Source organism: Arthrobacter sp. FW306-07-I (assembly GCF_021800405.1).
GTDB lineage: Bacteria > Actinomycetota > Actinomycetes > Actinomycetales > Micrococcaceae > Arthrobacter.
The window spans coordinates 3,855,820-3,869,151 of the sequence record NZ_CP084550.1 but is presented as its reverse complement, the minus strand read 5'-3'; the positions used below and the strand labels follow the sequence as shown (position 1 = coordinate 3,869,151).

At 65.2% G+C, this 13,332-nt stretch carries 13 protein-coding genes; 7 read left to right on the top strand and 6 right to left on the bottom strand.

The genetic code is table 11. The features are described 5' to 3' along the window. Window positions 1-51: 51 nt before the first annotated feature. Both LFT46_RS18020 and LFT46_RS18015 read right to left on the bottom strand, forming a co-directional pair. On the bottom strand, window positions 52-1,341 hold the full coding sequence (locus LFT46_RS18020; RefSeq protein WP_236820563.1) for an MFS transporter: 1,290 nt from the start codon (window positions 1,339-1,341) through the stop codon (window positions 52-54). Window positions 1,342-1,424: 83 nt separating this feature from the next. Next, the gene (locus tag LFT46_RS18015) at window positions 1,425-2,657 is read right to left on the bottom strand and encodes a M20 metallopeptidase family protein (RefSeq protein WP_236799779.1); all 1,233 of its coding nucleotides are present in this window, start codon (window positions 2,655-2,657) and stop codon (window positions 1,425-1,427) included. 136 nt (window positions 2,658-2,793) lie between these two features. On the opposite strand from LFT46_RS18015, the gene LFT46_RS18010 reads away from it, so the two are divergent. Beyond that, window positions 2,794-3,813 (top strand): Lrp/AsnC family transcriptional regulator, encoded by a 1,020-nt coding sequence (locus tag LFT46_RS18010; protein ID WP_236799778.1) that lies wholly within the window; start codon window positions 2,794-2,796, stop codon window positions 3,811-3,813. 65 nt (window positions 3,814-3,878) lie between these two features. Here the strand turns inward: LFT46_RS18010 and LFT46_RS18005 are convergent, their stop codons facing one another. Beyond that, window positions 3,879-4,352 carry a hypothetical protein gene (locus LFT46_RS18005; RefSeq protein ID WP_236820562.1) on the bottom strand — a complete coding sequence of 158 codons (474 nt, stop codon included), beginning with the start codon at window positions 4,350-4,352 and terminating at the stop codon, window positions 3,879-3,881. A gap of 315 nt (window positions 4,353-4,667) precedes the next feature. Between LFT46_RS18005 and LFT46_RS18000 the strand changes: the two genes are divergently transcribed. From LFT46_RS18000 to LFT46_RS17985, 4 genes are all read left to right on the top strand, one after another. Continuing rightward, the gene (locus tag LFT46_RS18000; RefSeq protein WP_236799776.1) at window positions 4,668-4,967 is read left to right on the top strand and encodes a putative quinol monooxygenase; all 300 of its coding nucleotides are present in this window, start codon (window positions 4,668-4,670) and stop codon (window positions 4,965-4,967) included. Window positions 4,968-5,055: 88 nt separating this feature from the next. Beyond that, window positions 5,056-5,934, top strand: coding sequence for a Rieske 2Fe-2S domain-containing protein (locus tag LFT46_RS17995; protein WP_236799775.1), 879 nt, complete (start codon window positions 5,056-5,058; stop codon window positions 5,932-5,934). Between the two features lie 377 nt (window positions 5,935-6,311). After that, window positions 6,312-7,304 carry an IS481 family transposase gene (locus LFT46_RS17990; protein ID WP_236820561.1) on the top strand — a complete coding sequence of 331 codons (993 nt, stop codon included), beginning with the start codon at window positions 6,312-6,314 and terminating at the stop codon, window positions 7,302-7,304. Then, window positions 7,288-8,064, top strand: a complete 777-nt coding sequence (locus LFT46_RS17985) for an MBL fold metallo-hydrolase (RefSeq protein ID WP_236822075.1) — start codon at window positions 7,288-7,290, stop codon at window positions 8,062-8,064. The genes LFT46_RS17990 and LFT46_RS17985 overlap by 17 nt, the downstream gene beginning before the upstream one ends. Window positions 8,065-8,276: 212 nt before the next feature. On the opposite strand, the gene LFT46_RS17980 is transcribed toward LFT46_RS17985, so the two are convergent. Together LFT46_RS17980 and LFT46_RS17975 are read right to left on the bottom strand one after the other, a co-directional pair. Then, window positions 8,277-9,842 (bottom strand): HNH endonuclease signature motif containing protein, encoded by a 1,566-nt coding sequence (locus LFT46_RS17980; RefSeq protein ID WP_236820560.1) that lies wholly within the window; start codon window positions 9,840-9,842, stop codon window positions 8,277-8,279. An 80-nt stretch (window positions 9,843-9,922) separates the two neighbouring features. Beyond that, window positions 9,923-11,122 carry an N-acetylglucosamine-6-phosphate deacetylase gene (locus LFT46_RS17975; RefSeq protein ID WP_236820559.1) on the bottom strand — a complete coding sequence of 400 codons (1,200 nt, stop codon included), beginning with the start codon at window positions 11,120-11,122 and terminating at the stop codon, window positions 9,923-9,925. A gap of 145 nt (window positions 11,123-11,267) precedes the next feature. On the opposite strand from LFT46_RS17975, the gene LFT46_RS17970 reads away from it, so the two are divergent. Beyond that, a complete protein-coding gene (locus LFT46_RS17970; RefSeq protein WP_236799770.1) occupies window positions 11,268-12,161 on the top strand; it encodes a hypothetical protein in 894 nt (297 codons plus the stop codon). Window positions 12,162-12,238: 77 nt separating this feature from the next. On the opposite strand, the gene LFT46_RS17965 is transcribed toward LFT46_RS17970, so the two are convergent. Then, window positions 12,239-12,829 carry an AAA family ATPase gene (locus LFT46_RS17965; RefSeq protein ID WP_236820558.1) on the bottom strand — a complete coding sequence of 197 codons (591 nt, stop codon included), beginning with the start codon at window positions 12,827-12,829 and terminating at the stop codon, window positions 12,239-12,241. 224 nt (window positions 12,830-13,053) lie between these two features. On the opposite strand from LFT46_RS17965, the gene LFT46_RS17960 reads away from it, so the two are divergent. Then, the gene (locus tag LFT46_RS17960) at window positions 13,054-13,332 is read left to right on the top strand and encodes a hypothetical protein (protein ID WP_236820557.1); all 279 of its coding nucleotides are present in this window, start codon (window positions 13,054-13,056) and stop codon (window positions 13,330-13,332) included.

Genomic DNA, 13,332 nt, shown 5'->3' with positions numbered 1-13,332 from the left:
AAAAGGTCCCCGGCGCAGCCACACGCGCCGGGGACCGTTCGACTACCAAACCTAGTGCGTCAGGTCCTTGCCCTTGGTCTCGGGGATGGTGAAGACGAACGCCGCGCTGACCACGAGCAGCAGCACTGCGTACACGTTGAACACCTGCGGCGCGCCCAGCGAGGAGCCGAGCCACTGCTGCAGGTACGGGGCCGTCCCGCCGAACAGCGCCACGCAGATGGAGTAGGGAACGCCCACACCCACGGTACGGATCGACGTCGGGAACAGCTCGGCGTAAACGGCCGGGACGATGGCTGCGCACGCGGCGATGAACACCAGCATCACGGACATGCTCACGGCCAGCTGCCAGGCTGAGTCCTTCAGCAGCCAGGTCATGGGGAAGTGCAGTACCGCCGAGCCGATGGCGCCGGCCCAGAGGACTTTCTTGCGGCCGATCCGGTCAGACAGCTTGCCCCAGACCGGCAGGGCGGCGATGAACACGATGTTGGCCACGACGCTGGCCCACAATGCTTCGCCCCGGTCGATCTTCAGTGCGGTGGTGGCGTAGCTCGGTGCCACCACGCCCCAGATGTAGTAGATCACCGTGAGGCCCACCGTCAGCCCGATGACCTGCAGGGCCTGCTTGCGGTAGCGGACAACCTGCGGCCAGATCGCGGCGCGCTTCTCGGTGGCAGCCTCACCCTGGAAGGCCTCGGTTTCGTGCAGCCGCGACCGCATGATCAGCGCGTACAAGCCCATCGCGGCGCCGATCAGGGACGGAATGCGCCAGCCCCAGGCGTTCATCGCCTCGGTGCTCAGTGCCATGTTGAGCACGGCCCCCAGCAGCGTGCCGAACAGGATGCCCACCGTCCCTGAGGTGTAAATAAGGGTGGCCCAAAAGCCGCGGTGCTCCCTGGGTGCCATCTCCGACAGGTACGTCTGCGACGACGGCAGCTCACCACCGTGCGCCAGGCCCTGGACCAGCCGGGCTGCCAGCAGCATCAGGGAGGCGAACGCGCCGACGCTGGCGAAGGTGGGTGCGATGCCGATCATCAGGCTGCCCAGCGAGGCGAGGCCCACGGCGAGGGTCATTGAGGACTTGCGGCCGATCCGGTCGCCGATCCAGCCAAAGAGGAAGCCGCCAAACGGCCGGGCCACAAAGCCGACGGCGAAGATCGCCAGGGTGGACAGCACCGCCGACGCCGGGTCTTCCTTGCTGAAGAGTTGGCTGGCGATGAACGGGGTGAAGGTGGCGTAGATGGCCCAGTCGTACCACTCGACGGCGTTGCCGATGCCGGTGCCGACGACGGTCTTGGCGGTGGACATGCGGCCGGTCCTGGACTTGGTTGCTGCAACTGACATGGTGTTCTTCCTGGTCGGTTGGTCTGGAGGGGCAGCGGCGCTGCTGCCGATTTCTTGGGGTGCTGGGTTCTTTAGGGGGCTCTTTAGGAGGCGTTGGCGAGGGCGGCCAGGCGTGAGATGGCGAGTTCCGCATAGAGTGCGGCCCCGTCAGCCAGCACGCCGTCGTCGAACGTTGCGTACGGTGAGTGGTTGAACGGCGAGGCGTCGTGGTCGTCGCCGGGTGCGACGGCGCTGAGCCCCACGAAGGTGCCGGGCACCTCGGCCAGTACCCGGGAGAAGTCCTCCGAGCCGCTGAGCGGGGTGGCCCAGCGGGAGAGGCGGCGCTCGCCGAAGAGTTCGGTGATCACCTTCTCTGCGGTGTGGGTTTCGTCCTCGCTGGTGATGGTGAGGGGGTACTCCTGCAGGTAGTCGACGGCGACCTCCACCCCGTGCGCGGCGGCGATCCCCTTGAGCAGGCGCGGGACCGCGTCCATCATCTTCAGGCGCGAGGCCTCTGAGAACGTCCGGATAGTGGCCTCGATGCGGGCCGACTCCGGGATGACGTTCCGCTTGGTGCCGGCGTGCAGTACGCCCACGGACAGGACCACGGGATCGAACATGTTGAACTGCCGGGTGACCATCACCTGCAGGGCCGTCACCATCTCCGCGGCAACGGTGACCGGGTCCTTCGCGGAGTGCGGGGCGGAGCCGTGGCCGCCGGCGCCGAGCACCGTGACTTCCAGGCCGTCGGAGGCGCTGAGCATGACGCCGGGCTTTGTGCAGAATGTGCCGTGCGGCTCGAGTGAGGAGAACACGTGCATGCCGTAGGCCGCGCTGACCCGGGTGCCGGCGGCATCCAAAACGCCTTCGCGGAGCATGTAGCTGGCGCCGTCGAAGCCTTCCTCGCCGGGCTGGAACATCAGGACGACGTCGCCGTTGAGTTGGTGCCTCTTCTCGGCCAGGAGGGTGGCGGCCCCGGCGAGCATTGAGGTGTGCAGGTCGTGGCCGCAGGCATGCATGGCGCCGTCAGCCTGTGAAGTGAAGTCCACTCCGCTTTTCTCCTGGACGGGCAACCCGTCCATGTCGGCGCGGAGGAGGACGGCAGGGCGGGGCTTTGCGTCCTCGCCCGAAGTGGAACCGGCGCCTCCGCGCAGCACTGCCGTGACCGACGTCGTCTCCTTGCCCAGGGTGATCTCGTACGGGAGCCCCTCCAGCGCCTCAAGGACCTTCTCCTGGGTGCGGGGGAGGTGGAGCCCGATTTCCGGCTGCCGGTGAAGGTCGTGGCGCAGGCGGGTCAGGTCTCCCTGTAGGTCTTGGGCGTCATCTCTAATGGGCACGGGTCACTCCTCGGCGGTCGGCATCAGGGCTTGTGGACTATTGTGAAGTGGCGTGGTTCACACTTGTGGAAACCGCTGGAATTATCCTCCTGCCTGCTCTTCCTGGCAGGATTCGTGCAAACCCTAGGAGGGCCTGGTGGAGCTCAGCGAGGACGATCTTGCCCTGATCCAGGTCCTGCAGGCCTCACCGAGGCTGGGCTGGGCCGATGCCGCGAAGGTCCTCGGCGTGCACGCCACCACGCTGGCCGCCCGCTGGGACCGCCTGACCTCAAACGGTGCCGCATGGGTGACGGCACACCTGGCGGGCGACCCGAAGCAGATGCTCCTGGCTTATGTGGCAGTGGACTGTGAGATGAACCTGCGGGACAGCGTCACCGCGGAGCTGGCGGCCGTCCCCGAGATCGTCACGGTGGAGGAGTCAGCCAGCAACCGCGACCTGATGCTGACCGTCATCACCCGCTCGCTGGAGGAGTTCAGCGCCAAAATCATCACCCGCCTGAAGGCTGTTGAGGGACTCACCAAGTACCAGGTGGCGCTGTGTACCCGGCTGCATAGCAGCGGGGACGACTGGCGGCTGAACGTCCTGAGCCGTGCCCAGCTTGCCACCCTGCGGACGCTTGCTTCCCCGCCTGCGCCGGACTCCACGCAGGCCGCCCAGCTTCCGCAGAACCACCTTGACCTGCTGCCGTTCCTGGCGAGGGACGGCCGGGCCACCGCGGCGGACATCGCCCGCTCCCTGGGCCGCCATCCGGCCACCGTCCAGCGGCAGTTGAACCGGGTGCTGGCCAGCGGCATCCTGTCCTTCCGCTGTGAGATCGCACAGGCCTACTCATCGTTTCCGGTGACCTGCCAGTGGTTCGTCAACGTCCCTGCCGGCCAGCATGACGCCGCTGCGGCCCAGATCCGGACCATCAGCAATGTCCGGTTGAGCGCCTCCACCACCGGGCCCACCAACTTTGTGATCATCATGTGGCTGCAGACCCTGGCCGACGTGATGTCTGCCGAACTGGCGTTGCAGCAGAAGGTGCCTGGCATCGACATCGTAGAGAGCGCCGTGATGTTGCGAACGGTCAAACGGGTGGGCTGGATGCTGAAGGAAGACACGACGGCGAGTGGCGCCGTCGTCCATGCCGGGAACCTGGGTGCCGCGGACTGAAACGGGGCGACAAAGTGGGGAACCAGGAGCCTAACCCCTGGTTCCCCACTGTGGACCTGGAAGGTCTATTTGCCGCCGTGCACTTCCACTACGGCGCTCTTCTCCCATGGGGTCCAGTCCGACCAATGGCCGCCGTGGTTCTCCACCCGGAATGAGACGAGTTGGTAGACCTTTTCGCCCTTGCGGTCGTGGTTGCGAACATCGACAAAGTAGTGAACGGTCCTCGCGTCGTCATGGCGGCCAAATTCCTCCGTGAACTGTCGTTTGACGAGGAGGTCACCGTGGTGGCTCTCGTCTTCATAGATCCTCTGGCGGATCTCGACGGTCTTTTGGCCGTTGCAATCCACTGTGATCCTGAAGTCGACGTCGTCCCCGCGGAGATCCTTTGGATCCAAGGGGTTGACCGTACAGCCGTTGCGGCTTGTCTCCGCGTTAGCGGGGGCGGCCATTGCCAGGGAAACCCCGAGCAGGCCCAGTGAAACCAACGGAACCAGGGCCGTCCGTGCCTTGGTTTGGCGGTTTGTTCCAGTGTTGGACATTTTTCGTTGCTCCTCAAAGGGGGGTGATTCACCTTTGCGGGCAGCCTTCAGAACCGTCGCGACTAATGAGTATGTTGTAAAACCGGTGTGGCGGCCCCGTGCCTGCCCGTCCCATTTCAGACAGCCCGCCCGCCGAAGCGGGTGGCTTCGACTCCGGATCCTTCCGCTTGATGTTTGACGCGGTTATCCGGTCGTTTAATCTTCCGCCCGCGCTTAGGGGCGTACTAGGGGAGCACCTACCCTGCTTGTGGGGGTTTTCCCGTGGGTAGGCGGAACGGCCCGCCGATTGTCGCGGCCGTGCCGCACACTGTTTCCATGACATTTGCGAATGTGGGAACCCTTGGTACCAAGCCGGGGCAGCGCGATGCCCTCGTTGCCATCCTGCTTCGGCCCAAGCCGGAGATGCGGGAAGCCGGTTGCTTGCTCTATGAGGTGGGCATCAACGATGACGTGCCGGACACGGTGTTCGTTTCCGAACTCTGGGAGTCCGCAGAGGCGCACCAGGCCTCACTGCAACTCGACAGCACCCGCGCGGCGATAGCTGAGTCCATGCCGCTTCTGTCCGGGGAGATGGGCGGCCATCGGTTCACTGTCCTGGGATCGCCGCTGCGGTAAGTTTGCCTCGAGCAGCGACCCTTGGGCTTTGCCAAAACAGGGTGTTCCGTGATGAGTGGACCGGCCTGATCGGGGTAAGGGACGTCACATGAAACCGTTGCCTGCACTTGAGCTTGTCACCCGCCTTGAGGACGCCGAATGGCTTGACCCGCTGGCCAAGAGCGTCAGGAAGGCCGTCAAAAAGGTCATCAAACCCCAGTGGGCCCGCGACATCCTGCATGGCGTTCCCATCGGACACCCCGTGCATCCCCTTGCCGTCCAGGTCCCGCTCGGTGCCTGGGTGTCAGCCGGTGTCCTCGACGCGGTTCCAGGGGCTGAAAAAGCGGCCAGGCTGTTGATCGGAGTGGGAACTGCCAGCGTGCTTCCGTCTGCGCTCGCAGGGTTCACGGACTGGTCCCAGCTGCACCCACAACAGCAACGGGTTGGACTGGTGCATGCAGCGGCCAATGTGGCGGCAACGAGCCTTTACATCGCATCACTCATCCAACGGGCCAGGGGCAGCCAGGGCAGCGGCAAGGTTCTTGCCTATCTTGGGCTTGCCACTGTGGGCGCCGGCGGTTTCCTTGGCGGCCACCTTTCCTACCGCCAGGCCGCCGGCGTGAACCACAGTGAGGACGTCCCGCACCGTTTCCCCTCCGGCTGGCACCCGTTGGCGCCGTTGGCGGAGCTGCCTGAGGGTGGCCTGCACAAGCGCGAGGTGGCCGGCATCCCGCTGTTGGTACACCGCGAGGGCGACACCGTCAACGTACTGTCCGACGTCTGCAGCCATCTTTCCGGACCGCTTCACGAAGGAAAGATCAAGGACGACGACGGCGACCCGTGCGTCGTCTGCCCATGGCACCGGAGCACTTTCTCGCTGCGCACCGGAGAGGTGAAGGCGGGGCCGGCAACTTCCCGGCAGCCTCTTTTCGAGACGCGCGTCAGTGGAGAGCTTGTGGAGGTGTGCCTGCCCGGGGCGGACGGCTAGAAAGGCCGTTCGGCCCTACTGGGCAAGATAGGGCGGCGGAAAACTGGGTGCATGCGAGGTCCAGTGGTGCAACTGTCCGACCGGTCACCGCTGCGGTGCAAGGGCGAATCTTGTGCATGTCGATCTTTCGCGCGCCTGTGCTCCACCCGTCCCCTTATTTCCAGCGGTGTGATGCCACGGTGATGCGGGTTTCGGAACCGCGGGAGATTGCCTCCGGCGTGGTGCTCATGACCGCCGGTACGGGGCCTAGGTGTACTACCCAGGGACGTTGGTTGGGTGAATGTGATGACTCGCTGGAGTCGTTGACCCAAAGGTGAGGACCTCCGGTTGCACAGTGGAGTTGCTTAGACAACCGCTGCAGCGACCAGGAGGTCCTCATGTCCCACGCTAATGCCGCTTTGACTCCGCGCCAACGTTTGCGCGTCGCGCGTCTGATCGTGGACCACGGCTGGCCAGTATCCCGGGCTGCCGAGCAGTTCAACTGCTCCTGGCCGACCGCGAAACGGTGGGCGGCCCGTTACGCCGCGATGGGTGAGGCCGGTATGGCTGAGAGGTCCTCCCGCCCGTACCGGGTGGCCAACCGGACGCCGCAGCAGCTGGTGCGCAAAGTCGTGCACCTGCGCTGGAAGCAACGGCTGGGACCGGTCGCGATCGGGGCGAAGCTGGCCATGCCGGCCTCGACCGTGCACGCGGTCCTGGTCCGGTGCCGGCTGAACCGCCTTCATCACGTGGACAAGCGCACCGGAGAAGTCATCCGCCGCTACGAACACGAGACTCCCGGAGCGATGATCCACGTCGATGTGAAGAAGCTCGGCAACATCCCCGACGGCGGCGGCTGGCGCTACGTCGGCCGGCAGCAAGGCAAACAGAACCGTGCTGCGACTCCCTCAAAGCCCCGCAGCAAACACCGCAACCCGCTGATCGGGACCGCCTACGTGCACACGGTCATCGACGACCATTCCAGGGTCGCCTACGCCGAGATCCACGGCGATGAAACGGCAGCCACCGCAGTAGCAGTCCTGCAAAGGGCTGTGTCCTGGTTCGCTGCCCGCGGCGTCACCGTGGAACGGGTTCTCTCTGACAACGGGGCGGCCTACAAATCACATCTCTGGCGCGACGCCTGCCGGGAGCTGGACATCAGGGCAAAGAAGACCCGACCCTACCGGCCGCAGACCAACGGCAAGATTGAACGTTTCCACCGAACCCTTGCCGACGGGTGGGCATTCAAACGCTTCTACGCTACGGAATCAGCCCGCAGAAACGCCCTCCCGGCATGGCTGCACCACTACAATCACCACAGGCCCCACACCGCAATCGGAGGCCACCCGCCCATCAGCCGCTTAACCAACCTGCCTGGGCAGTACACCTAGGGCCGCAAACCTCTACCTTGTCCGTTCGGGTTCCGGCTGGGTAATGGTTGACTGCGGGTGGGCCGGCAGTGCAAGAGCCGTTCTCGGTGCTGTGGAGAAGATGCTCGGAGCCGGGAACGCGCCGGCTGCCATTTTCCTGACGCATATCCACCCGGACCACTCAGGTGCCGCCGGTGCACTGGCGCGCTCTTGGAACATCCCGGTGTACGTCCATCAGGCTGAGCTGCCAATGGCTGCCGGACGCTACATTCCCGAATTCTCGATGCCGCTGGACCGCTGGCTGGTTGCCCCGTTCCTGTGGTCATTGCCGACTCGTGCCCGCCGACGCATGGAAGCGGCAAACGACATCTCCGACGTGGTGCAAGGACTTCCGCGCAGTGGGGAAGTTCCCGGTCTGCCAGATTGGGCTGCCGTTCCGACCCCTGGTCACACACCCGGACATGTCGCCTACTGGCGCTCCAGGGACGGCCTCCTGATGACTGGAGATGCGGTGGTGACGGTGAATTTGAACTCGCTGCGCGGAGTCCTGCTGGCATCACCCGACTTGTCCGGCCCGCCCTGGTACACCACCTGGAACTGGAAGATGTCCTTGGAATCAGTCTCGCGATTGGCGGAGTTGGGCCCCCGCTTGCTGGCGCCCGGTCACGGGCAGCCCCTTGCCATGGGGGTCGTTCCCCGGCTCCGCGCCATGGCCACGAAGGAGCAGGCACAACGGCTGGTACGCCGACGCCGCACCGGCGGAGCGCCCAAAGCTGCATGAACCGGAGCTCAAAGCTGACTAAACCGTAGCGCCCCAAAGCTGACTAAACCGTAGCGCCCCAAAGCTGACTAAACCGTAGCGCCCCAAAGCTGCCTAATGGGAAGTCCCGTGGGGATTGCCGCGGCTCAATTTGGCTTGGAGGCATTAGGACTTCCGCTCAGGGGTATGCCGGCTTCATGCTGTGCAGGGCAGCATCATTTGGGCAGGCTGCATCACGTGGACAGAGCGAAGGGCGATGCAAGGAGTTCGGCCCACAACGGATCATCCGGTGCGAGATCATCGGGGTCTATGAGTGAGTCGTCGTCGGGTTCCCACGGGGGGAGGTCTTCCGGGCTGGCATCCACACACCTGGCATTGGCATTTGCACACCTGGCATCGAGGCACTGGTATTCGGTGGGCGTGAGCCATTGCGGCCAGTGGGTGGGTTCTGGGTGGGGGTGTTCGGGTTTGTAGTGGCGGCCGGTGGGTGAGGTCCAGCCGGGTGATCTGTCTTCTGTTGCCGGCTCTGGTGTCCATTGGGTGTGGTGTTTGAGCCGGTGGTGTTTCGGGCAGAGCTGTGCCAGATTGCTGGCCCCGGTGGTTCCGCCGTGTTCCCAGGCCTGAAGGTGGTCGGTGTCGTTGTCCGGGGTGCCGTTGGTGCAGCCGGGGAAGGTGCATTTGCCGTCGCGCATCCTGATCCAGCGTTTGATGGTTTCGGTGAGCCGGTAGTTCTTCCGGCCGATCTCCAAGGGTGCCCCGTCTCTCGGGTCCACCAGGACCCGGTAGAAGGAGTCCGCCCCGTCGGCGACCAGTTTCCGGGCCATGGATGCCGGGATGGGCCCTAACCCGTCCAGCGTTGCGGGCTCATCCGTGAGTCCGAGGAGGGAGAACACCGGCACCGTGACCAGGACGTCGGCCCGCGGGGTGGGGACCTTGCCGGGTTCGCTTGCTGATCCAAGGAGCAGGGATGCTGCGATGTCGGGGCGGAGTTGGGTGATGGTGCGTGGTTCGTTGGGGCCTTGGAGGCCGCGGGCGGTGGCGGTGGTGCGGTTCCAGATGGCGCAGGCGGTGTCGCCGGGGAGGTAGAGCGAGACCCAGGCCATCCCGTCCCGGTCCGGGGTGTATTCCATCCGCCGGTCAGTAACCCCTTTGGCGTGGCGTTTCTGCAGTGTCTCGGGGTGGTGGCGTTCGCGCCAGGCACGGACCTTGGCCCTAAACCGGGAGGGGACGAGTTCGCCAGGGGCTGCGCCGCGGGCGGGGTGGGGTGCGTCGGGGTCGAAGAAGTGCGCCACCAGCGCCGCAGCGCCCGCCTGATCGAGGCCCTCGGTTTCGTCCGCAACGATGCGGGCGTGCTGCCAGGACATGGCACCGGCGGACAGGGCCTGGAACACCGGTGGGAGGGAGCAGATTTTCCGGGACTGTTCCACCAGAGCACCTGCGGCGGCGGAGCTGACGGTCAGGACCCCTGCGATCTCCTCCACCACGGACATCTCGGCGTAGGTGCGGTCCTGCACCGACGCGTCAGGGGGAGTCATGGCCTGCTGGAACCCGACCGCCTCCGCTGCATCCCGCGCCTTCATCGCCGCGAGCTGCGCCTCCAGACGGGCCGCCAGTTCCAGCCGCTCCAGCCGGATCTCGTACCGCCGCCGCAACACATCAACACCCGAACCAACAGCAGCACCCGAGGCCAGCAAAGCGTCCTCCTGGTCCAGCGCACCAAGGGCAGTGAGCGCATCAAGGGCAGCCACAGAGGCTTGAACACCCTGCACACCTGCCCCAACACCGCTGCTGCTTGCCATAGAAGAATCATCCAACAGGGGTCCGACAATTTGGGTTGCGAGGCAATGAGGGAGGACAGCTACGAGGAAGCTCACTCAGTTCACCCGATCGGATGCACCCACTCACCCCCACGCAGCACCCCAGCCACCTGCAGATCCTGGCCAAGCATCACGATGTCCGCGGGCATCCCGGGGCGGAGGTCTCCTGCTTTTGCCGAAAGGCCCAGCACGGATGCCGGGACAGCGGAAGCGGACGTCACGGCATCCTGAAGGGGGACACCTGCGGCGACGGTAGCCCGGACTACGTCCATTAGGGTGGCGGTACCGCCGGCGATGGCACCCGAACCATCCACACGCGCCACCCCGCCGCTCACGGTTACCGGGAGCGACCCCAACCGATACTGCCCATCCTCCAAGCCGGTTGCGGCCATGGCATCGGTCACCAGGGCAATATTGCCCGCTCCAACAAGGTCGAACACCAGCTTCACCGTCTCTGGTGCCAGGTGCACGCCGTCGGCGATAAGCTCCAAGACTGCTTTGCCGGCCCTTGCCAAGCTGAGGCTGGCCGAGACGGGGCCGGGAGCGCGGTGGTGCAGCGGGGGCATCGCATTGAAAAGGTGTGTCACGGTGGGCCGGATCCTGCCGTGACTGTCAGCCGCAGAACGTAACCCGGCGCCCGCGCGCTCAAGGAAAGCAGCCGCCGTCGTATGGTCAGCAGCGGTGTGGCCCAGGGACGGGACAACGCCGCGGGTACTGAGCTGGTCGACCAAGCCGGAGGCACCCGGGAGTTCTGCTGCCAGCGTCATGGATGTGAGTGAGGACCCTGCCGCTGCCAGCAGTTGGATCAGCAAAGCAGGATCCGGGTCCGTCAACAGGTCAGGGTCGTGGGCGCCGCACTGCTGGGTAGAGAGGAAAGGACCTTCCAGATGGGAGCCTGCAACCAAGCCCTGCTCGCTCAGCTCCCTCAGCACGCGCAGGTTGCGGATCAGGTCCTGGGGTTTCCCGGTAACAAGACTGGCGAGCAGGGTGGTGGTGCCGCGGCTGTGCAGGTAGCGGGCTGCCCGGGATGCACCGTCCAGGTCGCCCTCTGAGAAGTCCGAACCATAGGCCCCGTGGCAGTGCAGGTCCACCAGGCCCGGCACGAGAACCCGGCCGCCAGGCCCGTTTTCTGGAAGAACCCCGGAAAATTCCGATGCTGGCCCCGCGAAGGCAACCAGGCCGCCGTCGACCGCTACAACCCCGTCCGGTATGTCCAAGGCGGCGGTGACAATCCGCCCGCGGAGGGTCAATTCGCTGCTCATGGTGCACCCGCCTCCCGCCACGGATTATGTCACAGGGCCCGAACGCGCACTCGGGCAAAAATCGCGCCCCGTTATTTCGCCCTCCCAATGGGAACATCTACAGTGGAAGTACTAAGCATGCTGTCTATTTCGGAGGTTGAACCTAATGCGAAAAGTTTCTGCGCTTGGAGTGGTTGCTGCTGCGATGCTGGCGTTGGCCGGCTGCTCGGGAGGAGGCGGCGGTACCGCCAGCCCCTCGGGCACGGCAAGCACGTCGGCTTCGGCGTCGGCGTCTGCCAGCAAGACGGCCGAGGCCAAGGTCTATTCGGAAGATCAGCTCCGTGACCTCATCTCCGGCATGAAGGACGCGGACGGCAACGAGCTCAAGCTGTACTCCAAGGAACAGGTGAACCAGGGTGGCAATATCGCCAATCTGCTCATGAGCACGGCGACCATTGATCCCAAGGAGTGCAAGGATATTGCCACCGCGGGCCTGCTGGACAAGGTGGAAAACGGTGACGTAGCCGTGGCGCTTTCCGAAGGCAACCAGCCGCGAACGCTGTCCGCCCAGTCCGGCAGCAACGGCCCGGATGCTGTCAAGACACTGACTGACATCAGCGACAAGATGGACCAGTGCGCCAAGTTCTCGGTCTCCGCGTTGGGACAGAAGTACGACGTTTCCAGCGAGAAACTGCAGGCGGATACGGACGCGGAGAAGACCTTCGCCACTGTCAGCACCCGCAGCGGTGACAACCAGCAGAAGCTGATGCAGGTGTCCGCTGCCCAGGGCCGGCTGTTGGTGGTTGCCACCAAGAGCGGCTCTGACCTGGGTGACAAGGACCAGAAGGAACTTGAGGGCCTCATCAACGACGTGCTGAAGAAGGCCGAGAGCGGCGGCGCAACATCCAGCGCCACCTCCACCTCCACCAGCTCGTCCGGTTCGGGAAGCATGTCCTCGCCGAGCAGCTCAGCCTCGTCGACGGCCTCGCCGACCTCTTCGTCGACGATGTCATCCGGCAGCGGCGCCTCGTCGTCGGCCTCCCCGACTGCTTCGCGGTAGCAGCACCTTCTCAGTACCAGCGTGTGCGGGTCGGGACCCCCTGGTCCTGGCCCGCACGTTCTGTATCCGCATTTTTTCTAGGCTGGCCAACGGCCAAACAGCCGTAAGAAGACCAACCGCGCGTCCAAGTCGGCCGCAACCTCGTCCGCCGTACGTGACGCGTCGATCTGCACAAAGCCCGCGAACTCCGGCAGTTCGCGGTACCCGCTGCGGAAAGCTGCGAGGTCATCAAGGGTCTCGGAATCCGTTCCGCGGGCAGTGATTCGGCGGTGTGCTTCGGCATTGTCAAGATCCAAGTGAAGAATGGCGTTTGGCTGCGGCAGCCGGGCCAACAGCCAGGGAAGGAACCGTCCCCGGGGCAACCCTTTCGCGCGGCGCAGTGCCAGTTGGCAGTGAAGATGCCGGTCCATGACCACCAATCCATCGAACCGGCTGGCGCGCAGGTGCGAGAGCAGCACGTTGCCCACCCGGAGGACGGTTTCGACGGCGTCAACCAGCTGATCGGGCAGCCGCACTCCCAGCTTGGCCGCGGCCAAAGACATGACGCGGCGTCCAGCATGGTTGCTCACCAGCATGGCCCGGCCGCCACCGGCGCGCACGGCTGCAACCAAGGCGCGTGCCGCCGTCGACTTCCCCGACCCGTCGATGCCCGTCAGCACTATGATCATCCGGCCTCCTCCCGCTGTTCCGTTCAACGCTGGAGGCGGCCGGAGAGTCCCCCACGGGATGCATCTCACAGCCGGGGGACGCGGGCGCTCAATAGGACTGGGGCGGACGAAGGAATACCTTCAGCCCGTAGGCTGGAGTCCGGACAGGGGTCCTCCCCGGTCCGGAACAGCAGTTCCGGAACAGCAGTTCCACAACAGGCAGTTCCCAGGTGAAAGGCAGGACCATGACCGTTTCCAGCGACGATCCCCAGAACACCGCAGACCTCCGCGGCCCAGGCGACCCGGACGAGGCCAAGGACCAGGCCACAAAGGCACCCGTGTCGGGCCAGCACCTGGAACAGGCGGGTGCGGAAAACATCCGGGAGGAACAGCAGACCCATGCCGCCGGAACCGTTCCGGCATCCTATGTTGGCGGCGAAGAAGCGGCGCGGGAACCCGAGCCGGAGGACGCCCTCAAGGACCAGGGAACCTGGGACCAGGGAACCTGGGACGACGAAGTCTAG

Bases quoted from the DNA above. Each gene is read 5' to 3' on its own strand.
- LFT46_RS18005 (WP_236820562.1), bottom strand. From the start codon at position 4,352: ATGTCCAACACTGGAACAAACCGCCAAACCAAGGCACGGACGGCCCTG.
- LFT46_RS17970 (WP_236799770.1), top strand. From the start codon at position 11,268: ATGCGAAAAGTTTCTGCGCTTGGAGTGGTTGCTGCTGCGATGCTGGCG.
- LFT46_RS18000 (WP_236799776.1), top strand. From the start codon at position 4,668: ATGACATTTGCGAATGTGGGAACCCTTGGTACCAAGCCGGGGCAGCGC.
- LFT46_RS17980 (WP_236820560.1), bottom strand. From the start codon at position 9,842: ATGGCAAGCAGCAGCGGTGTTGGGGCAGGTGTGCAGGGTGTTCAAGCC.
- LFT46_RS17965 (WP_236820558.1), bottom strand. From the start codon at position 12,829: ATGATCATAGTGCTGACGGGCATCGACGGGTCGGGGAAGTCGACGGCG.
- LFT46_RS18020 (WP_236820563.1), bottom strand. From the start codon at position 1,341: ATGTCAGTTGCAGCAACCAAGTCCAGGACCGGCCGCATGTCCACCGCC.
- LFT46_RS17975 (WP_236820559.1), bottom strand. From the start codon at position 11,122: ATGAGCAGCGAATTGACCCTCCGCGGGCGGATTGTCACCGCCGCCTTG.
- LFT46_RS17960 (WP_236820557.1), top strand. From the start codon at position 13,054: ATGACCGTTTCCAGCGACGATCCCCAGAACACCGCAGACCTCCGCGGC.
- LFT46_RS17995 (WP_236799775.1), top strand. From the start codon at position 5,056: ATGAAACCGTTGCCTGCACTTGAGCTTGTCACCCGCCTTGAGGACGCC.
- LFT46_RS17990 (WP_236820561.1), top strand. From the start codon at position 6,312: ATGTCCCACGCTAATGCCGCTTTGACTCCGCGCCAACGTTTGCGCGTC.